Annotated in this window: 22 protein-coding genes; 11 read left to right on the forward strand and 11 right to left on the reverse strand. The window is 63.9% G+C overall.

All coding sequences use genetic code 11. From position 1 onward, the window contains the following. The first annotated feature begins 7 nt into the window (after positions 1 to 7). Genes LRP30_RS19600 through LRP30_RS19610 form a run of 3 tightly spaced genes read left to right on the forward strand, consistent with a single transcriptional unit; the run spans position 8 to position 4,533 of the window. The gene (locus LRP30_RS19600; RefSeq protein WP_128933976.1) at positions 8 to 1,612 is read left to right on the forward strand and encodes a carboxyl transferase domain-containing protein; all 1,605 of its coding nucleotides are present in this window, start codon (positions 8 to 10) and stop codon (positions 1,610 to 1,612) included. Between the two features lie 4 nt (positions 1,613 to 1,616). After that, positions 1,617 to 3,620 (forward strand): acetyl/propionyl/methylcrotonyl-CoA carboxylase subunit alpha, encoded by a 2,004-nt coding sequence (locus LRP30_RS19605; protein WP_249761406.1) that lies wholly within the window; start codon positions 1,617 to 1,619, stop codon positions 3,618 to 3,620. A gap of 1 nt (position 3,621) precedes the next feature. Beyond that, positions 3,622 to 4,533, forward strand: coding sequence for a hydroxymethylglutaryl-CoA lyase (locus LRP30_RS19610; protein ID WP_249761407.1), 912 nt, complete (start codon positions 3,622 to 3,624; stop codon positions 4,531 to 4,533). Positions 4,534 to 4,641: 108 nt separating this feature from the next. Here LRP30_RS19610 and LRP30_RS19615 read toward each other — a convergent pair whose 3' ends face one another. From LRP30_RS19615 to LRP30_RS19630, 4 genes are all read right to left on the reverse strand, one after another. Then, the gene (locus tag LRP30_RS19615; protein WP_128941628.1) at positions 4,642 to 5,568 is read right to left on the reverse strand and encodes a dihydrodipicolinate synthase family protein; all 927 of its coding nucleotides are present in this window, start codon (positions 5,566 to 5,568) and stop codon (positions 4,642 to 4,644) included. Positions 5,569 to 5,655: 87 nt separating this feature from the next. Beyond that, the gene (locus LRP30_RS19620; protein WP_128941629.1) at positions 5,656 to 6,639 is read right to left on the reverse strand and encodes a TRAP transporter substrate-binding protein; all 984 of its coding nucleotides are present in this window, start codon (positions 6,637 to 6,639) and stop codon (positions 5,656 to 5,658) included. Between the two features lie 23 nt (positions 6,640 to 6,662). After that, positions 6,663 to 7,928 carry a TRAP transporter large permease gene (locus tag LRP30_RS19625; protein ID WP_128933971.1) on the reverse strand — a complete coding sequence of 422 codons (1,266 nt, stop codon included), beginning with the start codon at positions 7,926 to 7,928 and terminating at the stop codon, positions 6,663 to 6,665. After that, positions 7,928 to 8,536, reverse strand: coding sequence for a TRAP transporter small permease (locus LRP30_RS19630; protein WP_128941721.1), 609 nt, complete (start codon positions 8,534 to 8,536; stop codon positions 7,928 to 7,930). Before LRP30_RS19630 ends, LRP30_RS19625 begins: the two co-directional genes overlap by 1 nt. 209 nt (positions 8,537 to 8,745) lie before the next feature. Between LRP30_RS19630 and LRP30_RS19635 the strand changes: the two genes are divergently transcribed. Continuing rightward, positions 8,746 to 9,429, forward strand: coding sequence for a GntR family transcriptional regulator (locus tag LRP30_RS19635; RefSeq protein ID WP_249761408.1), 684 nt, complete (start codon positions 8,746 to 8,748; stop codon positions 9,427 to 9,429). Positions 9,430 to 9,568: 139 nt separating this feature from the next. Here the strand turns inward: LRP30_RS19635 and LRP30_RS19640 are convergent, their stop codons facing one another. From LRP30_RS19640 to dctP, 3 genes are read right to left on the reverse strand one after another with little or no spacing between them, the layout of a single operon-like run. After that, complete coding sequence (locus LRP30_RS19640; protein ID WP_128933969.1) at positions 9,569 to 10,927, reverse strand: TRAP transporter large permease; 1,359 nt, start codon at positions 10,925 to 10,927, stop codon at positions 9,569 to 9,571. Beyond that, positions 10,924 to 11,478: a TRAP transporter small permease gene (locus tag LRP30_RS19645; protein ID WP_128941632.1), complete on the reverse strand. Its 555-nt coding sequence runs from the start codon at positions 11,476 to 11,478 to the stop codon at positions 10,924 to 10,926. The genes LRP30_RS19640 and LRP30_RS19645 overlap by 4 nt, the downstream gene beginning before the upstream one ends. After that, positions 11,475 to 12,497, reverse strand: coding sequence for a TRAP transporter substrate-binding protein DctP (gene dctP, locus LRP30_RS19650; protein ID WP_091894911.1), 1,023 nt, complete (start codon positions 12,495 to 12,497; stop codon positions 11,475 to 11,477). Before dctP ends, LRP30_RS19645 begins: the two co-directional genes overlap by 4 nt. Positions 12,498 to 12,810: 313 nt before the next feature. Here dctP and LRP30_RS19655 point away from each other — a divergent pair, with 313 nt between their 5' ends. Further along, positions 12,811 to 13,053 carry a pentapeptide MXKDX repeat protein gene (locus tag LRP30_RS19655; protein WP_028150975.1) on the forward strand — a complete coding sequence of 81 codons (243 nt, stop codon included), beginning with the start codon at positions 12,811 to 12,813 and terminating at the stop codon, positions 13,051 to 13,053. 126 nt (positions 13,054 to 13,179) lie between these two features. On the opposite strand, the gene LRP30_RS19660 is transcribed toward LRP30_RS19655, so the two are convergent. Next, positions 13,180 to 13,527, reverse strand: a complete 348-nt coding sequence (locus LRP30_RS19660) for a DUF6481 family protein (protein WP_091894872.1) — start codon at positions 13,525 to 13,527, stop codon at positions 13,180 to 13,182. A 263-nt stretch (positions 13,528 to 13,790) separates the two neighbouring features. Between LRP30_RS19660 and LRP30_RS19665 the strand changes: the two genes are divergently transcribed. The 3 genes from LRP30_RS19665 (at position 13,791) to LRP30_RS19675 (ending at position 15,255) form a co-directional block, all read left to right on the forward strand. Further along, entirely contained in the window at positions 13,791 to 14,027 is a 237-nt protein-coding gene (locus LRP30_RS19665) for a hypothetical protein (RefSeq protein WP_249761409.1), read from the forward strand. A gap of 76 nt (positions 14,028 to 14,103) precedes the next feature. Then, entirely contained in the window at positions 14,104 to 14,316 is a 213-nt protein-coding gene (locus tag LRP30_RS19670) for a hypothetical protein (RefSeq protein WP_249761410.1), read from the forward strand. 183 nt (positions 14,317 to 14,499) lie between these two features. After that, positions 14,500 to 15,255: a hypothetical protein gene (locus LRP30_RS19675; protein WP_249761411.1), complete on the forward strand. Its 756-nt coding sequence runs from the start codon at positions 14,500 to 14,502 to the stop codon at positions 15,253 to 15,255. A 295-nt stretch (positions 15,256 to 15,550) separates the two neighbouring features. Here the strand turns inward: LRP30_RS19675 and LRP30_RS19680 are convergent, their stop codons facing one another. Further along, positions 15,551 to 15,712, reverse strand: a complete 162-nt coding sequence (locus LRP30_RS19680) for a hypothetical protein (protein WP_164935011.1) — start codon at positions 15,710 to 15,712, stop codon at positions 15,551 to 15,553. A gap of 137 nt (positions 15,713 to 15,849) precedes the next feature. Between LRP30_RS19680 and LRP30_RS19685 the strand changes: the two genes are divergently transcribed. Then, the gene (locus LRP30_RS19685) at positions 15,850 to 16,038 is read left to right on the forward strand and encodes a hypothetical protein (protein WP_091894863.1); all 189 of its coding nucleotides are present in this window, start codon (positions 15,850 to 15,852) and stop codon (positions 16,036 to 16,038) included. A 242-nt stretch (positions 16,039 to 16,280) separates the two neighbouring features. Here LRP30_RS19685 and LRP30_RS19690 read toward each other — a convergent pair whose 3' ends face one another. Both LRP30_RS19690 and LRP30_RS19695 read right to left on the reverse strand, forming a co-directional pair. After that, on the reverse strand, positions 16,281 to 16,550 hold the full coding sequence (locus tag LRP30_RS19690; protein WP_245473792.1) for a hypothetical protein: 270 nt from the start codon (positions 16,548 to 16,550) through the stop codon (positions 16,281 to 16,283). Between the two features lie 197 nt (positions 16,551 to 16,747). Continuing rightward, entirely contained in the window at positions 16,748 to 16,975 is a 228-nt protein-coding gene (locus LRP30_RS19695) for a DUF2171 domain-containing protein (protein ID WP_128933962.1), read from the reverse strand. Between the two features lie 125 nt (positions 16,976 to 17,100). Between LRP30_RS19695 and LRP30_RS19700 the strand changes: the two genes are divergently transcribed. Then, positions 17,101 to 18,384 (forward strand): hypothetical protein, encoded by a 1,284-nt coding sequence (locus tag LRP30_RS19700; RefSeq protein ID WP_128944343.1) that lies wholly within the window; start codon positions 17,101 to 17,103, stop codon positions 18,382 to 18,384. A 105-nt stretch (positions 18,385 to 18,489) separates the two neighbouring features. Then, complete coding sequence (locus tag LRP30_RS19705) at positions 18,490 to 18,783, forward strand: hypothetical protein (protein WP_128933960.1); 294 nt, start codon at positions 18,490 to 18,492, stop codon at positions 18,781 to 18,783. Positions 18,784 to 18,814 lie beyond the last annotated feature (31 nt).

Here is an 18,814-nt window from a genome sequence, read left to right on the forward strand (position 1 = left end):
AATCACCATGCCGCTTCATTCCAGCATCGATCCGTCCTCATCAGACTTTGCGCGCAATTCCGAGGCCATGCGCAACCTCGTCGCGGACTTGCGTGAAAAGCTCAGCCAGGTCGCCGGCGGCGGCGGTGAGGCCTCGCGCAATCGCCACACAGCACGCGGCAAGATGCTGGCGCGCGAGCGCGTCGACCTGCTGGTCGATCCCGGGACGTCATTCCTGGAGCTATCGCCGCTCGCGGCCTATGGCCTCTATGGCGGCGACGTGCATTCGGCGAGCGTCGTCACGGGGGTAGGGCGCATCTCGGGCCGCGAATGCGTGATCGTCGCCAACGACGCCACCATCAAGGGCGGCACCTATTATCCGATGACCGTGAAGAAGCACCTGCGCGCGCAGGACATCGCGCGGCAAAACAACCTTCCCTGCGTCTACATGGTCGATTCCGGCGGCGCCTTCCTGCCGCTCCAGGACGAGATCTTTCCGGACGAGCGGCATTTCGGCCGCATCTTCTACAACCAGGCCCAGATGTCCTCACAGGGCATTCCGCAGATCGCGATCGTGATGGGTTCCTGCACCGCCGGTGGCGCCTACGTCCCGGCGATGTCGGACGAGAGCATCATCGTGCGAAATCAGGGCACCATCTTCCTCGGCGGCCCGCCGCTGGTGAAGGCCGCGACCGGCGAAGTCGTCAGCGCTGAAGAACTCGGCGGCGCGGACGTGCACTCGCGCCAGTCGGGCGTGACCGATCACTACGCCCAGAACGATGCGCACGCGATCGGCATCGCGCGGCGTATCGTCGGCACGCTGAAGCCACCGACGCGACCGAACCTCAATATGCATGCGCCGCGCGAGCCGCTGTTTGCGGCCGAGGAAATCTATGGCGTCGTCCCCGTCGATGGCCGCAAGCCGTTCGACGTGCGCGACATCATCGCCCGCATCGTCGACGGCTCCGAATTCGATGAGTTCAAGAAGCTCTACGGCACGACGCTGGTGTGCGGCTTCGCGCACATCTGGGGCTTTCCAGTCGGCATCATCGCCAACAACGGCATTCTCTTCAGCGAGAGCTCGCTCAAGGGCGCGCATTTCATCGAGCTGTGCTGCCAGCGCGGCATTCCGCTGGTATTCCTGCAGAACATCACGGGCTTCATGGTCGGCAAGAAGTACGAGGCCGGTGGCATCGCGCGCGACGGCGCCAAGCTGGTGACGGCGGTTGCGACCGCCTCGGTGCCGAAATTCACTGTCGTGATCGGCGGCTCCTACGGGGCCGGCAATTACGGCATGTGCGGCCGCGCCTACGCGCCGCGCTTCCTCTGGATGTGGCCGAATGCGCGCATCTCGGTGATGGGCGGCGAACAGGCCTCGATGGTGCTGAGCCAGGTCCGGCGCGACAATATCGAGGCCAAGGGCGATAGCTGGTCGAAAGAAGAGGAAGAGAAATTCCGCAGCCCCATTCGTGCGCAATATGAGAGCCAGGGGCATCCCTATTACGCGACCGCGCGGCTCTGGGACGACGGCGTGATCGATCCGGCCGACACGCGGCTGGTGCTCGGGCTCGGCCTTTCCGCGGCGTCGAATGCGCCGATCGAACCGACGAAATTCGGCCTGTTCAGGATGTGATGCGATGGACCGCTCGAAGCTCTACCGGCGATTTCGCACGCTCCTGATCGCCAACCGCGGCGAGATCGCCTGCCGCGTCATCCGCACTGCGCGGGCGATGGGCCTCCGCACAGTCGCGGTCTATTCCGAGGCCGACCGCGACGCGATGCATGTCGCGCTCGCCGACGAGGCCGTGCTGCTCGGGCCGGCGCGAGCCCGCGACAGCTATCTCAGTGTCGAGCGGCTGATCGAGGCCGCGCGCAAGACCGGAGCGGAAGCTGTGCACCCCGGCTACGGTTTCCTGTCGGAGAATGCCGAATTCGCGCGGGCCTGCTTCGATGCGGGGCTGGTCTTCGTCGGCCCGACCGCCGGGATGATGACGGCGATGGGCTCGAAGTCCGGCTCGAAGGAGTTGATGGAAAAGGCCGGCGTGCCGCTGGTGCCCGGCTATCACGGCGAAGCCCAGGACGAGGCAACGCTTGCGAAGGCCGCCGAGAGGATTGGCTTCCCCATTTTGGTGAAGGCGTCGGCCGGCGGCGGCGGCCGCGGCATGCGCATCGTGCGTTCGGCTGCCGAACTTGAGACCGCGATCGTCAGCGCCAAGCGCGAGGCCAAGGCTGCGTTCGGTGACGATCGCATGCTGATCGAGAAATACGTCGACAATCCCAGGCATATCGAGGTGCAGGTGATCGGCGACAGCCACGGCAATCTGCTCTCGCTGTTCGAGCGCGAATGCACGCTCCAGCGCCGGCATCAGAAGGTGATCGAGGAGGCGCCGTCGCCGACGCTCAATCCTGCCCAGCGCGAGACCGTCTGCGCCGCCGCGCGAAAGGCGGCGGGCGCGGTGAACTATGTCGGCGCCGGTACCATCGAGTTCGTCTCCGACGGCAAGGATGTGTTCTTCATCGAGATGAACACGCGCCTCCAGGTCGAGCATCCCGTGACCGAGCTGATCACCGGCATCGACCTCGTCGAATGGCAGCTGCGCGTCGCCTTCGGCGAAGCGCTGCCTTTGAAGCAGGACGAGATTCGGCTCAACGGCCATGCGATCGAGGCGCGCGTCTACGCCGAGAACCCGACCAAGAACTTCATGCCGTCGGTCGGAAAGATCTCGACCTGGCGTTTGCCGGCGCAGACCGGGGGCTTGCGCATCGATGCCGGCTATCGCGAGGGCGACAGCGTATCGCCCTATTACGATGCGATGCTCGCCAAGATGATCGCGTGGGCGCCGACGCGGGACGTCGCGATCGAGCGGCTGAACCGGGGGCTGGAGGAATCCGACGTCCGCGGCATCGTCACCAACATTCCATTCCTGTCGGCGCTGATGACGCATCCAAAAGTGCGGACGAATGCGGTCGACACCGGGTTCATCGAGCGCGAACTGGCGGTCCTGACGCAGGCCGCACCGGCTCCCGGCGAACTCGAGCTGTGCGCCGCCGTGGCCGCTGTTATCAACGAGGAGCAACAGGCCTCACGCGCGCAGGCGAATTCGCCCTGGCAGACCTTCGGCTGGCAGCCGGTCGGCCGCCGCCAGCGCAGTTTTGCCTTCCGCGTCGGCCACGGGGCGGAGCAGAAGATTACGCTGAACTACGGCAGTGGCCCCTCGACGCTGCTGATCGGCGAACGCGAGCTGGCGTTCACGATTGCGCAGCACGACGGCGGATTCGATCTGACGCTTGATGGCTTGAAATCTTCCGTTGCGGCCGTGATCGACGGCCATGAGCTGTATTTGCGCACGCGCAACGGCCGCTTCGACCTGCACTGGGTTGATCCGTTCGGCGGCGAGAGCGAGGAGCATGCCGGCGAGGACAAGATCGCGGCGCCGTTGCCGGGCACCGTCGTCGCCGTGCTGGCGGAGGAGGGCGCCAAGCTCGACAAGGGCGCGCCGATCCTCACGCTCGAAGTGATGAAGATGGAGCAGACGCTGCGGGCGCCCTATGCGGGCGTGCTGAAATCCATCAAATGCAAGGTCGGCGACATCGTGCAGGAGGGCGTCGAGCTCGCCGTGGTCGAGCCTTCGGGAGAGTGAGATGAGCGATCAAGTCCGCATCATCGAAATGGGACCGCGCGACGGGCTCCAGAACGAGAAGACGCCCGTCAGCGTCGAGGCCCGTATTGCCTTCATCGAGGCGCTGGTAGGGGCCGGCCTCAGTACGGTCGAGGTCGGCGCCTTCGTCTCGCCCAAGGCGATCCCGCAAATGGCAAGCTCGGACGCCGTGCTGCGCGGCGTGAGCCATGTGCAGGGCGCCGAATTCCATGTGCTGGTGCCGAACGAGAAGGGCTATGATGCCGCACGTGCTGCGGGCGCGCAGGTCGTCTCGGTGTTTGCGGCAGCCTCCGAAGGTTTTTCGCTGGCGAACATCAATTGCACGGTCGCGGAGTCCATCGAGCGGTTCAAGCCCGTGCTCGCGCGCGCCAAGGCCGACGGCGTCAAAGTGCGGGGCTATATCTCCTGCGTGCTCGGCTGCCCGTTCGACGGCGAGATCAAGCCGAAGGCAGTCGCCGATCTCGCCAACACGCTATGGGAGCTCGGCTGCTACGAGATCTCGCTCGGCGACACCATCGGGGTCGGCACGCCTGATAAAGCGAAGCAGATGCTGCGCGCGGTAGCCGCCAACATCCCGCCCGCAAATCTGGCGATGCATTTCCACGACACTTACGGCCAGGCGCTCGCCAACCTCTATGCGGGGATGGAGGAGGGCGTCCGTGTGATCGACGCCGCCGCTGGCGGCCTCGGCGGCTGCCCCTACGCGCCGGGCGCGACCGGCAATGTCGCGACCGAGGACGTCGTCTACATGCTCGAAGGCATGGGCATCAGGACCGGCGTCAATATGGACAAGCTGCTGGCGGCGACCAACGAGATGAGCGGCGTGCTGGGCAAGCCGCCGGTGAGCCGCGTGGCATCCGCGCTGAACGCCAAGCGGAAGCGCGCTGTTTCCTAGTCCTCGTCATTGCGAGCGTAGCGAAGCAATCCAGCGTCCCTCCGTGGAAAAATTCTGGATTGCTTCGTCGCAAGAGCTTCTCGCAATGACGACGGAGAGAGCTTTCGCCTAAGCCGCCTTCAGGCCCACATCCGGCAGGCGCGGCCGGTTCTTCAGCGCCTTGGCCATCATGGCCTCAATCTCGGCCTTCTCCTGCGGCAGCAGTGCCAGGCGAGGCGGGCGCGTCAGTGCCGTGCCGCGGCCCATGATGTGCTCGCACAGCTTGATGCACTGGACGAGGTCCGGGCGTGCGTCCAGGTGCAATAGCGGCATGAACCATTCGTAGAGCGGCATCGCCTCCGCGAACCGCCCCGCCTTGGCGAGGCGGAACAGCGTCTCGCCCTCGCGAGGGAAGGCATTCGACATGCCGGAGACCCAGCCCACGGCGCCCATGGCGACGCTCTCGACGATGACGTCGTCGAGGCCTGCGAACAACACGAAGCGGTCGCCGACCATGTTCCTTGTGTCGATGAAGCGCCGGGTGTCGCCGGAGGAATCCTTGAAGCAGACGACCGTGTCGACGTCGGCGAGCGAGACCAGGATGTCCGGGGTGACGTCGTTCTTGTAGATCGGCGGATTGTTGTAGAGCATCACGGGCAGGTCGGTCGCGGAGGCGACGGCGCGGAAATGCGCGGCGGTCTCGTGCGGCTTGGAGGAATAGACCAGGGCCGGCATCACCATCACGCCGTCGATGCCGACGCGCGCGGCTTCCTTGGCAGTCTCGACCGCAAACGCCGTGGTGAATTCGGCGATGCCGCACAACACGGGCACGCGGCCGGCCGCAACCGACTTCGCGGCCTCCATGATCGCGACCTTCTCCTTGCGCTCCAGCGAAGTGTTCTCGCCGACCGAGCCGCAGACGATCAGGCCGGAGACGCCGTCGCGGATCAGGCCATCCATGACCTTGGCGGTCGCATCGATATTGAGCGACAGGTCGTCATTGAATTGCGTGGTAACGGCCGGGAAGACGCCTTCCCAGGAAACGCGGCGGCTCATGATTTCACTCCAGGTAAATTTGCAAGGTAGATTGCGCCGGCGGGGGGCTGGATCCGCCGGGTGTTGTGAAGAGGATGACGGCTAAGATCAGAGTGTCGCGCCGACCTTGCGCAGTTCGGCGAGAACAGGGGCCTTGGGCAGCCAGATCTTGTCGAACTCGGCAATGACGGCCTCGGTGTCCTTGGCATCGACTTGGCGGATCGGGATCGGCGCGTTCTTGAAGTTTTCGATCAGCGCTGGCTCATTGCCGGCGAGCTCGTCGATCTGCACATCCAGCGTCGACCTGATCGTCTTGGTGATCAGCTCGCGGTCGGCTGCGGGCAGCGACTGCCAGACCCGACCGGAGACGACCGCCGCCATCGGCATGAAGACGGCATTCATCTGAAGGATCACCTTCGACACCTTGTCGAAGCGCTGGTTCCAGGAGAATTCGAGATCGGCCTCGAGGCCGTCGACCTGGCCGTTGGCCATGGCGTCGAACACCTGCGGCGTCGGGATCGGCGTCGGCGCTGCGCCCAGCGAGGAATAGAAATCGCGATAGACCGGCGTCGGATTGATGCGCAGCTTCATGCCGCGAATGTCGGCCAGCGTGTTCAGATCCTTTGACGAGAACACCGCGCGCATGCCGGTGATGCCCCAACCGAGCCCGATCGTGCCGGTCTCCTGCGGCAGCACCTCGAACAGCTTCACCGCCGCCGGATGCCGCACGAATTTTGCCACCGCAGGCGTCGAGCGGACGATGTAGGGCGCGTTGATCGCGGCGATGTGCGGCACGCGCGAGCCGAGCTCGGCGGCCTGGATGAAGCCCATGTCGAGCGCGCCGGACTGCAATTGCTGCATCATCGCCGGCTCGTTGCCGAGCTGCCCGGAGTGGAACACGCTCACGGTAAGGCGGCCGCTGGTGGCCGCCTTAAGATCGTCGCCGAATTTGAGCGCGGCCTTGTTCCAGGAATGGCCGTTGGGCGTGATCAGGCCGAGGCGGAATTCCTTGGCCTGGGCGAGCGCCAGCGACGGCGCGAACACCGATGCGGCGGCACTGGCGGCGAGAAAGCGGCGACGTGAAAGCGGCATGGTCGGGCTCCTTTTTGACGGGCCTATTTGACGAGGATCAGCGAGAGCGACGGGTAGAGCGAGAGCAGCACGAGGAGGACGCAGGCGATGACGAAGAAGGGCAGCGTCACCATGAACATCTTGCCCGGCTTGGCACCGGTGACGGCGGCTGCGACGAAGAAGCAAAGGCCGACCGGCGGCGACAGCAGGCCGAGCACGAGATTGATCACCACCACGACGCCGAAATGCCGGGGGTCGATGTGATAGACGTCGGTCGCGACCGGCAGCAGGATAGGCACCGTCATGATCAGGCCGGGAATGCCGTCGATCACCGTCCCGATCACCAGCAGGATGACGTTACAGATCAGCATGAAGCTGACCGGGTCCTTGGCGGCCGTCTGGATCCAGGCGGCAGTCTCCTGCGGCACCTTGCCGAAGATCAGGACCCAGGAGAACACCGCCGCGGCCGCCACCAGGAACAGCACGATCGCCGAATAGATGGCGCTGCGCAGCATCATCTGCGGCAGCTGGGAGAACTCGAACTCCTTGGTCCAGAATTTTCCGACCAGTGCTGCTGCGACGGCCCCGACGGCGGCGGATTCGGTCGCGTTGGCGAGACCGCCGAGAATGGTGCCGACGATGACGATCGGGATCAGCAGTGTCGGAGACGTCCGCAGGATCGTCATGATGCGCTGACGCGGCGTCTGATAATCCGCGCGGGGATAGTTGTAGACGTAGCCCATCAGCGCGATGACGAGGCAGAACATCACCGTGAGGATAACGCCCGGCACGATACCGGCGATCAGCATGTCGCTGACCGAGACCTGCGCCAGCACGCTGTAGACCACGAACATCACCGAGGGCGGGATGATCGGCCCGAGCATGCCGCCATAAGCGGTCAGTCCCGCGGCGAAGGTCTTGTCGTAGCCCTTCTTCTCCATCTCCGGCACCATGATCTGGGCCATGATCGCGACCTGCGCGGTCGCAGAGCCCAGGATCGAGGAGATGAACATATTGGCGAGGATGTTGACGTAGGCGAGCCCGCCCTTGAACGAGCCGACGAATGCCATCGCCATGTCGACGATGCGCCTTGTGATGCCGCCGCCGTTCATGATCTCGCCGATCAGGATAAAGAGCGGAATGGCGATCAGGCCGTAGCTGTCGACGCCGCCGAACAGCTGGAGCGGGTAAGACTGGAACAGCACCGGGTTGCCGGATGCAGCGATGTAGACGAGGCCGGCGAGGCACAGGCAGAGGCCGATCGGCACGCCGACCAGCATGAACGCCATGAAGGCCGCTGACGTGATCATCAGTTGACCCCGTCCAGCTCGGAGAGCTGAAAGCCCTTAGGTGTGACGCGCGGGACCAGCCCGAGATCTTCCAGCAAATTGGCGAGCCCGTGAATGGTCATCGACACCGCGAAGATCGGCAGCGTCAGATAGAGTATCCAGGTCGGCCAGTTCAGCGTCTGGGTGTGCTCGGTATATAGGAAGTTGAAGGTTTCGGCCGCGAGCTTGCGTCCATCGAAGCCGGCGCGGGCGAGACCTACCGGGTCCATCCAGAGCACGCAGGTGACGATCAAAGCGGCGCCAAACACGACGACGAGGCCGGTCGAGATCACCTTGGCGAGCTTCTGGTGCTGCGGCGAAAGCCGTTCCGTCAGCATGGTCACCGCGAAATCGAGCCGCAGCCGCGTCATAGCGGAGGCGCCGATGAAGGTCAGCCAGACCACGCAATAGACCGCGGATTCGTCGATCCAGTAGATCGGGAAATGCGAGTAGCGGGTAACGACGTTCACCAGGATCAATCCGGTGAGCAGGTACATCAGGCCCATCAGCGCGAGGCGCTCGACCGCGAGCAGGGCGCTGGACGCGCGGACAATGAAGCGTCGAACGCTGAATGCGCGTGTGGCCGGCATCGTCTGCTCGATCATGGAGGCCCCAACCCCGAGATTTGTCGTGCTATCGCCAAATGTATAATTTATACATTTGGCGTGTCAAACGGAGATTGCGGTCATTTCGGCGGCAGTCCGCGCTCTTGCTGGGCACCGGCTTTTGCTAGGCCCTTCAACATGCAAGAGAGGGACCGCTTCGGCCGGATGAGTCGCGAAGGAAGACAGAAGGTGAGATGAAACAGCCTCTGAAGCATCGCACGCTCTCGGCTGCGATCGTCGACCAGCTCAGGCAGGCGATCCTCGACGGCACATATCCGGCGGGATCGCAGCTGCGGCAGGATGCGCTTGGCGATGCCTATGGCGTCAGCCGTATTCCCGTTCGCGAGGCGCTATTCCAGCTCGAGGCGGAAGGGCTGGTGCGCATCGTGCCGCAAAAGGGCGCCATCGTCTCCGAACTGTCACTGGACGAGATCAACGACGTGTTCGACTTGCGCCAGATCCTGGAGCCGCGCCTTCTGGCGCAGTCCGCGCCGCGTTTCACCGCTGATGATTTCGACGGGCTTGCGGACATCCACCGGAGCTTCGAGAAAGCGATCAAGGCGAGGAACGTCAGCGAATGGGGGCAACTCAACGCCGACTTCCACATGGCGCTCTACGTTCATGCCCCGCAGCCGCGCACGCGCGCGATCGTGCTGTCACTGCTCCAGACCAGTGATCGCTACACGCGTCTCCAGCTCTCCAACACCAAGGCGATGGGGATCGCCGAGAAGGAGCACGCCGAGCTGATCGCGCTGTGCCGTGCGCAGAAGATCGAGGAGGCCTGCCGCTTCCTGGAGCGGCACATCGAGGCCGTGCGCAAGGATCTGTTGCAGGTGGTGGCGATCGCGCCGAAGCAACGCCGGAAGGAGAATTCGTAGGGTGGGCAAAGGCGCATTTGCGCCGTGCCCACCATCTGTCCGCAGTCGCATTCACGAGTGGTGGGCACGCTTCCGCCTTCGCTCTTCGAGCTACGGCGGAGAAGCCGCTTTGCCCACCCTACGGCAATTGCGATTGTCTCTACCTGCTCCCGTCCGGCCCCATCACCAGATCGGGCAGCCAGGTCGATATCTCCGGCACGAAGCAGAGCAGCAGCACCGCGGCCATCATCAAGAGCACGAAGGGCAGCGTGCCCCAAATCACCTCGCTCAGGGAAATGTCGGGCGCGACGTTGCGGATGACGAAGATGTTTAGGCCCACCGGTGGATGGATCAGCCCCATCTCCATCACGATGGTCATGACCACGCCGAACCAAATGATGTCGAAATTGGCGGCGCGGAGCGGCGGCAGGATGATCGGCGCCGTCATCAGGATGATCGAGACCGGCGGCAGGAAGAAGCCGAGCACCACGACCATGACGAGGATCGCGAACAGCAGCTCCCAGCGCGGCAAGTGCATCGCGACGATGGATTCGGCGACCGATTGCGAGATGTGCAGATAGCTCATCACGTAGGAATAGAGCAGCGACATGCCGATGATCATCATCAGCATGGTCGATTCCCGGATCGTCGACCGCATGATCGGAGCAAGATCGCTCGGCCGCCACACGCTGTAGATCGCCGCGATCAGCGCCAGCGCCAGGAGGCCGCCGAGGCCGGCGGTTTCCGACGGCGTGGCGTAGCCGCCATAGAGCGCGATCATGACGCCGGTGAGCAGCAGCACGAAGGGAATGACGCGCGGCAGCACGCTGAAGCGTTCAGCGAGCGTATACTCGTCACGCGTGAGGATCGCGGCCTGCGGTCCGCCGTTCTTGTAGATCGCCTCGGCTGCCTTGTATTCCCGGCGGAAGCGGATCACGGCATAGGCGCCGAACAGGGTGACCAGCAAGAGGCCGGGCCCAATGCCGGCGAGGAATAGCCGCCCGAGCGACTTTTCGGCGGCGACCGCGAACAGGATCATGGTGATCGAGGGCGGCAGCAGGATGCCAAGCGTGCCGCCGGCAGCGATGATGCCGGCAGCAAAGCCGCCGGAATAGCCGCGCTTGCGCATCTCGGGGATACCGGCCGAGCCGATTGCCGAGCAGGTCGCAGGCGAAGAGCCCGCCATCGCCGCAAACAGCGCGCAGGCGAACACGTTGGCGACGCCAAGTCCGCCGGGCACGCGATGCAGCCAGGCATGCAGCGCCGAATAGAGATCCTGGCCGGCGCGCGACTTGCCGATCGCGGCACCCTTGAGGATGAAGAGCGGGATCGACAAGAGCGTGATCGAAGCCATTTCCTCGTAGACGTTCTGCGTCACCGTATCGAGCGAAGCGGCGGGCATGTAGATGCCCATGAACACGACTGCGACCGCGCCAAGCGCGAACGCAATCGGCATGCCCGAAAACATCACGAGCAGCGTCGCGATGCCGTAGGCGAGGCCGATACCGAAAACGCTCATGGACGCTTGGCTCCTGCGAAAGGCAGCGCAAGCTGCACGATGATCTGGACGCAGAGTAGGCTCATGCCGAGCGCCATCAGCGAATAGGGGATAGCGAGCGGCGGCGACCACATCGAGTTCGAGACCTGACCGTCGACATAGGCTTCATGGGCCAGCGTCCAGGACTTCCAGGTGAAGAAGGCGCAGAACAGGAACGTTGCGGCGTCAACCAGCCAGAGGCGGACCTTGTTCGCGAACGGCGAGAGCAGGCCGACGAAGGCCTCGATGCCGATGTGGCCGCGGTTCTGCTGCACGTAGGCCGCTGTCATGAAGGTGGCGCCGACCAGCAGGAACACCGCGGCCTCGTCCTGCCAGTAATTGGCGGCCTTGAACAGAGCGCGGCTGAGCACGCTATAACTCAGGATCGTGCATGCCGCGACCAACGCGATCGCTGCGAACACGATGATGATGCTGTTGAGGACGGCGAGACCGCGATCGATCGCCGCCGCAAGGCCTGTCCTTGCGGCAGCGTTCGCCTGGTCATCACGATCCGGAAGCGGACCGTGGCTCATGCCGCGACGTCGGTGGCGAGCTTGAGCAGGTTCGCAGCGGTCGCGGTCTTGGCGCTGTAGTCCTTCCAGGCGGTGTCGCGGGCGATATCGCGCCACTTGCCGACGGTCGCGGCATCGAGCACCGAGACCTTGGCGCCGGCCTTCTCATAGACCTTGGCGACCTCGATGTCGTCGTCCTGCGCGCCCTTGCGACCGAAGGCCTCGAGCTCTGTGCCGACAGCGAGCAGGATGTCCTGATGGTTCTTCGGCAGCTTGTCGAAGATTGCCTTCGACATCATCAGCGGCTCGAGCATGAACCAGTAGGAGGCACCCGCGCCTGAGGTCAGCGACTTCGCGACCTCTTCGAGACGGAACGAGATCAGGCTGGTCGAGGACGTGATGCCGGCATCGCAGGCGCCGGTCTGCATCGCCGCGTAGATTTCGTTCGATGGCACCGACAGCACCGAGGCGCCCGCGGTCTGGAGCACCATGTCCATCTCGCGCGAGCCGCCGCGCACTTTCATGCCCTTGGCGTCTTCCGGCGCGACGATCGGTTTGGAGCGGCTGGCGACGCCGCCGGCCTGCCAGACCCAGGTGAGCAGGATGATGCCCTTGTCGGCGAGGAAGTCGGTCAGCGCCTTGCCGACCGGCTCCTTCTTCCAGCGCAGTCCCTGGTCATAGGTGGTCACGAGGCCCGGCATCAGACCAATATTGGTCTCCGGCAGCTCGCCGCCGGCATAGGGCATCGGATAGAGGCTGATGTCGAGCGCGCCCTTGCGCATCGCGGAGAACTGCGCGTTGGTCTTGATCAGCGAGGAGTTCGGATAGATTTCAGCGGCGATGTCGCCATTGCTGCGCTTGGCGACTTCGGCGGCGAACATTCGGCAGAGCCGATCGCGGAAATCGCCCTTGTCGATGGTGCCACCCGGGAACTGGTGCGAGATCTTCAGCGTGGTGGCGGCCTGCGCCGTACCGGTGCCGAAACGAAGAATGGCGGGTGCGGCGACGGCAGTCGCGATCAGATGGCGGCGCGTAAGCATGGTGTGATCCCCTTGGACGTTCTTGTTTGGTGATTTGGGTCGGGTCTGGTCTTTGAGACCGGCGCGTAGGCCCATCCTAGCCGGTCTTTCACCCGATGATCTCTCATCTGATAGTTCGAGACCGAATGTCGCGGCAAGTGCCGGTCGTGCTGCGCTGCACACTTCCGATCCGCGCGGGACGACGCCAGCCAAAGGATGGCACGGGACCGCAGAAATTTATCGGCGAGCGCGTAACAACGCTGCGTGGCAATCCGTCGAGACAGGATAGCGGCATCCGTCGCTGACAAACACCATCTCGAAGGGAAGACTGCTCATGACCATTCGCACCCGCATCGTGCTCGGCGTTTCGGCTGCCGCTCTGTCGCTTGGTCTCGCACTGTCGCCGGCCGCCTTTGCTCAGGACAAAATGGGCAAGGACGACGGCATGATGAAGAAGGACACGATGTCCAAAGACGGCATGAAGAAGGATACGATGTCCAAGGATGACGGCATGAAGAAGGATCACATGTCGAAGGACGGGATGAAGAAAGACGACGGGATGATGAAGAAGAATTGATCCCCGTCCTCGTCGCACAACGCTCGCCTGAGGCGAGCCGCGCGATCTCGAATTCCGGGTGCGGCCCCACGGACCGCCCCGGAGTGGCGCTTCAGTTCAATTTCACTTGAACGTTACTCTTGAGCGTTACTTGCGCTTGGCCTTGCGGGCCGCGTAGCGGGCATCGCGCTTGGCCTTCTGCTCGGCTTCCAGGGCTGCCTGCCTTTCGGCGGCTTCCTGGGCCTCGCGTGCAATTCGCGCGGCCTCGGCGGCCTTGGCTTCTTCCTCGAGGCGCTTCTGCTCGGCCTTTTCGGCTTCGCGCGCAGCCTTTGCCTCGGCACGCTTGGCCGCGAGGGCCTCGCGCTCGGCGCGGCGTGCCGCAACGGCCGGATCATCGGGACCCGGCTGCGACTTGAACTTGTTCAAAAGATTTTTGCGGGCGTCCTGTGCCGCCTTTTGCCGGTCTGCGAAGCCGGGTTCCCTGAATCCACTCATTACGAGCCTTGTCTTCCTCGCTTTCAATCCTACATCAGTGCCTGTTGGTACGTCGGCTGGGCATAGCAGGCGCCACGCGACGCAGAAGCGTGTACATCGGCGCGCGTCGCGAAGCCACCCATAATCGCAGCCGACCAGGTCAACGAAAAATCGCCAGCCCCGACGATCTCGTAGCCCGGAAAAACTGCCGAATTGTGATGTCCCTCATAAGGGAGCATGCGGCGCGGCGCCTAGCGTCCGCCCCAACGAGACGGAGCACGGGCATGACGATCTTCCGACCGAGCCTGAAGGCGCTCGCAGCGGCCTTCGTGGTGGCAGCGCTGGCCGGCGCCGCGTTGCTGCTAGCCCGTCCGCAGCCGATCGAGAGCGCCGTTCTCGGTGCGGATTGGGAATGCACCCAAACAGCGTTCGTGCTCACAACCTGTGCACCACGGATCCAGGAGGCAATTCCGGCCGTCGAGACCTCGCGCAAGGATGCGATCCGGCAGACCCGGGGCTGAGCGTGAGAGGCTGACCGGGATGTGACGGGCTGCCGCAGAGGTGATAAAGCCAGTCCGGTTGCGCAATCAGGTAGCCATGCCCAAGCCTGAACCGGGCCGGAAGCCCAAATCCCCTAGAAGACCTCCACCCCCTGACAGCCGCCGCGGCGCGATTGCCGGCTTGATCATCGCGCTTCTGATCCTAGGCGTCGGCTGGTGGCTTGCCCGCGACCTCACCTCGGCAAGCAAGATGCAGGACTGCCTGATGTCGGGGCGGACCAATTGCAATGTGATCGAGCCGGCGCGCTAGGAGCGGTCCAGCGCGACCCTCTGCCGCCCTTTGGGGTCGAAAAATTGGCCTGATCTTAATCATTTGTAACGGGACTTAGCCGATCAAGCAGGTCAGTTATGTCGGCCGGCATCAGCCCAGCGTGAGGCGAATCGTCTATCGCGCCAGGGACCACGGCAATCGAGAGTAGGGGGTCAAGCACGCATGAGTGCGTCCAGCCGCATGAAGATCATCATTCCCTTGGTTTCGGCCATGTCGTTGCTCGCGCTGTCGGCGCAGGCGCAGGAGGCCAGACCGCCAAAGGAGGCCGGCCAACTGCCGGCGAGGCCGAGCGCAGGCGCGCCGCCCCAGACCAATCAGAACATGCGCAATGGTCCTTCGCCGCAGCAGGCGGCCCGGCCCGCACCGCAGCCCCTTGCCGGTCCCGGCCCGCGCAACGCCGGCGGTCCGCCGCCGGGACGTTATGCGCGCGGTCCCGCTCCGGCGCGCGACTGGGGCGGACACGCCTATCGCGGCAATCTCGCCTGGGACGGCGGGCGCTGGCGTCACGAAGTCCGCAACGGTCGATCCGGCTGGTGGTGGGACGTTGGCGGCGTCTGGTATTATTATCCGCAGCGGATGGCGGGCCCGCCGGCCTACATTTCAGAGGACTACATCGACGATGAGCCGGTGGCCTATGCCCCACCTCCGGTCGCCTATGCGCCGCCACCTCCGCCTCCGCAGCCGGCCGATCCCGGCGCAAGCGCACTGGGCGGCGCCATCGTCGGTGGCGTGCTGGGTGGCCTGCTCTCGGGCAACGCAACGGGAGCTGCCGCAGGCGCGGTTCTCGGCGGGGCGACCGGAGCAATTGCCGGCGCTACGGCCGCATCTCAGCCCGGTTATTACTGGGCGCAGGACACTTGCTATTACCGCTATCCGAACGGCCAGTATGTGCAGGCCGATCCCCGCGCGTGCTATTGAGCTTTCCAAGCTGGATCTGAAGCAGCAGAGGCGGGCCGAGGCCCGCCTCTTTTTTTACGCGCCGGCGATGGCTTCAAATTAGCGCTGGTACTCGTTGCCGCCTCGCGCAAGTCTCAAAAGAAAAACGTCGGGGACGATTCGCGGGGGATGTGGGACATGCTGGATGCCATCCAGATCAGCGTGGCGTTGTGGGCCATCATCGTTTGCGGCGGGATCAAACTCTCGCAGATGCTGCCCCATTTGTTCTAGCGCACGGCCCCTGAGCTCGCTCGCGGCAGGCTCGGCGCCTTGCGCGTCAAGACACCAGCCAGTTGAAGAACGCCATCGCGGCCCAGACCAGGCCGCCGATCCAGGCCAGCATCACGATGGTGATGGTGCCGAGATAGGCGATGCCGAGCAGGTCGGACCTTTGTCGTTGCGTCGGGACGACCACTTCGGCTGCTGCTTTGTGTGTCATGACCTGAACACCACCGTGGAGCGTTGGAGCGCTGTTTAGCGGAGATACGGGGTGCAGGCTGTGACGCAGTTCACAGACCCTCAAACGAGCCTTGGATGCCGAGGAAAGTACCCCGCAATCATACGGGCGAAATTGCCATGCGCTTGTCCAGATCGGCCGGTTATAGGGTCAGCCTCATGTGCAGCAAGTACGATCCACAGCACGAGGCCGAGGCCGCGATGAGGCGGGCCGCAGCGTCCGAAGGCGCCGATCGGCAACGCCTGATCCAGCTGGCCCTGGCCTGGCACCAGCTCGCCCGCGATCGGCGTGAGGAGCGGACGGACTAGCCGCATTGCGGCCGGCAGCCTCATTCGCGACGAGAAAAACCCCGTGCTCGGGGGACAAGCACGGGGTCCTTCAAAGCCGACCGGGGCTGGTAGGTCGGCACCACCTTATTTCGCCACATCCAACGTGCCGGTGGTGGTCTCGTTCCACGACGCGCAGCATTTTTCACAAGGATTTAGCCCGCTTCATCCTGAACAGGATCGACCGCATGATGCTGCGCGGGCGGCAGCGCCAACTGCTGCCGTCAAACGCCGCGATCGATGCCTCCCGGCTGCGGCCTGTGCTCGTGACGCTCGATGCATGTTTGATAGGCGGCCGGACGATGCGTCTGGTCGCTTCCACGCGCCCAGGCCCGAACGGCGAAGGCCAGTTGATGGTGACCGACTGCGGCGTCCGTAAGAGAAGCTTGTACCACTTCAAGGCGCTTTGCGATGCCGCCCGGGCTCACATCCACGGCAGCGTCAATCGCCAAAAACGCCATGGCGGTGGCGGCAACCCCGGATGTGATGGCCATTCTTGTCCAATCGGATGGCGGCATCACAATATCCTTCGACAGCTCTTTTGCATGCCGGATAGGTAGGGCTCTTCGGGCCGCCGCACAGGTCTGCGCACGCTTTCTTGAAGTGTGCGAAGATTAGAAGGCCCCTCGAATCGGCGAGGCTCGAAGCGGCTCTGTGAACTAAGAAAAAGCCCCCGAAGGGGCTTATTTTCTTATGCCGCTTCCGTCTTCGGCACGGCGTCGGCATTCACCGACAGTTTGACGACGTCGCCCTCGACGGCGCCGACATATTTCATGTCGATATAGTGATGATGGTCCTTGTGACCCTCGGGGCTGTCCTTCCGGGTCAGCTTGATGCGGTTGCCCTCGACGCGGTCGACGGTGCCGACATGGGCACCGTCCTTGCCAATGATTTTCATGTGCTCTCTGATATTAGCCATGATGGCCTCCTTGCACAGTCTTTAACTGCGAAGAGGGGCCTTCGTTGCAGACCGCGCGGGCAGATGCTGGACCCAACGTAGGGCCCGGACGTTGACGTTGCAGATGGCACCTGTCCAAGATCCGCATGGAGACGCTTGCAGCCTATCTGGAACGAAAGCATCAGGAACTCAGGCTGTTGAATGATTGTCTGAGGAACCGGCTCGATTTGGCACGTCCGCGATCCGTCGACGAGGTCGTCAGGTCCAAATTCCAGATCACTGCGGCGCTGAGGGCGGAGCATGAGTTGCATGAGTGGAAGGCGACGGAGACGGCCTGGTCGCATACGGCCTATCCTGCCAGCGGACCGTTCGAGTTCAGTTACGACTACCAGCGCGCCGATCTCAGGGTACGCGGTCCTTCGTTCTATGAGCTCGAGTGCGGCTGCACGAGCACGGCGATCTACACCGCGTCAGGCATGGCAGCGCTCTCCGCCGTGCTCCTTGCCACCGCGCAGATCGTCGACAAGGCTGACATTATCGTGCTCCCAGGCTCCTACGGCGAGACGCTGGAGCTGATCCGGAGCTTTATCTCTCATCTGCAGCTCGTAGACTTGAAGCTTCCGCTAGGCGATGGGTTTGCCAGAGCGAATTCTCCGCGCATGCTTCTGCTGGATTCCTGCTCCTTTGCCGGCGCTTTCGAGGCCGCGCTGCGTAGTGATGGCTCGGGGCTCGATCTCCTGGTTTTCGACACGACCTGTTTCGCCGGCAGATCGGGTCGCATCAGGCGAGTCCTGCGGTGGGCCCGGCGATACGGAATTCCGCTGGTGCTGGTGCGAAGCCACAACAAGCTCGATTCGCTCGGAGCGGAATATGGCCGGCTCGGCTCGGCGGTTTTCGTGCACGGCAGTGAGCACGAGCAGCGGGCGGGGCGCCTTGACTGCAAAGGGCTCGCCGCCGAAACGCGTAACGCGGTGCGGCTGCTCGGCGGCGCGGCGTTGCCGGCACACTTCCCGCCCTTTGCGGGCAGTGTGACCTATTGGGCTCTGACGAAAAGGCGTGTTGCAGCGATCTTGCGCAACGGACGAAGCACGGCACGATATTTTGCCGCAAAGCTCCCGGCGCTCTCGGCCGAGCTCCATTTCACCCACGGCCTCTACGTGACGCTTCGAGGCAGGCGCCGGCTCGACGAGGCGAGGGCGCGACAGGCCGCCGAAGACATGAGCAACGAACTGCACGGAGAGGGCTTTCCCATCCGTCACGCCGGCAGCTTCGGTTTCGACTTCGCCGCGACCGAGTGGTTTCACGATGCGACCACGGACCAGTATAGCGTCCGGGTGGCGGTCCCGGATTTGCCGACAGAGCTGTGGAATAATCTGGCCGCGGCCATCGCCCGGTGGTGGACGATGCATCAGGCTGAGGTTGGAAGATGAACGCGGCTGGCGATCCCGGCAGAACGGGCATAACAGCCAAAATCAACGCTCGCGCCGTACAAGATCCTCGACCAGTTCTCGCAAGCCCGCGGGACCCTCACGACCTTGAAATATACGCTGCTCCGGCGTGAGGGGCGCGAGCTGACGGTGCTCAAACATCTGCCGACCGATCGCAAGCAGCGCTTCGAGCTGCACTGTCTCGCGCACGAAGCACTCGACCAGATGCCGCAGCACACTCAGTTGGTCGCCGCGCACAAGACCATCACCGGGCTCGTCATGACCAAGCCGAACACCAGAGAGCTGTCCTGGTTCATCGGAGCGATGCTCGACGGTCTCAGCATCCGGGCCGGCGACGACACAGACGGCTCTGCGGTTTCTCCAACGCGACAATATCGGTGATTTCCTTGGCTGCGTCGTCCGGCAATCCAGC

Origin of the sequence: Bradyrhizobium sp. C-145 (genome assembly GCF_023375135.1) — a bacterium.
Lineage (GTDB): Bacteria > Pseudomonadota > Alphaproteobacteria > Rhizobiales > Xanthobacteraceae > Bradyrhizobium > Bradyrhizobium zhanjiangense.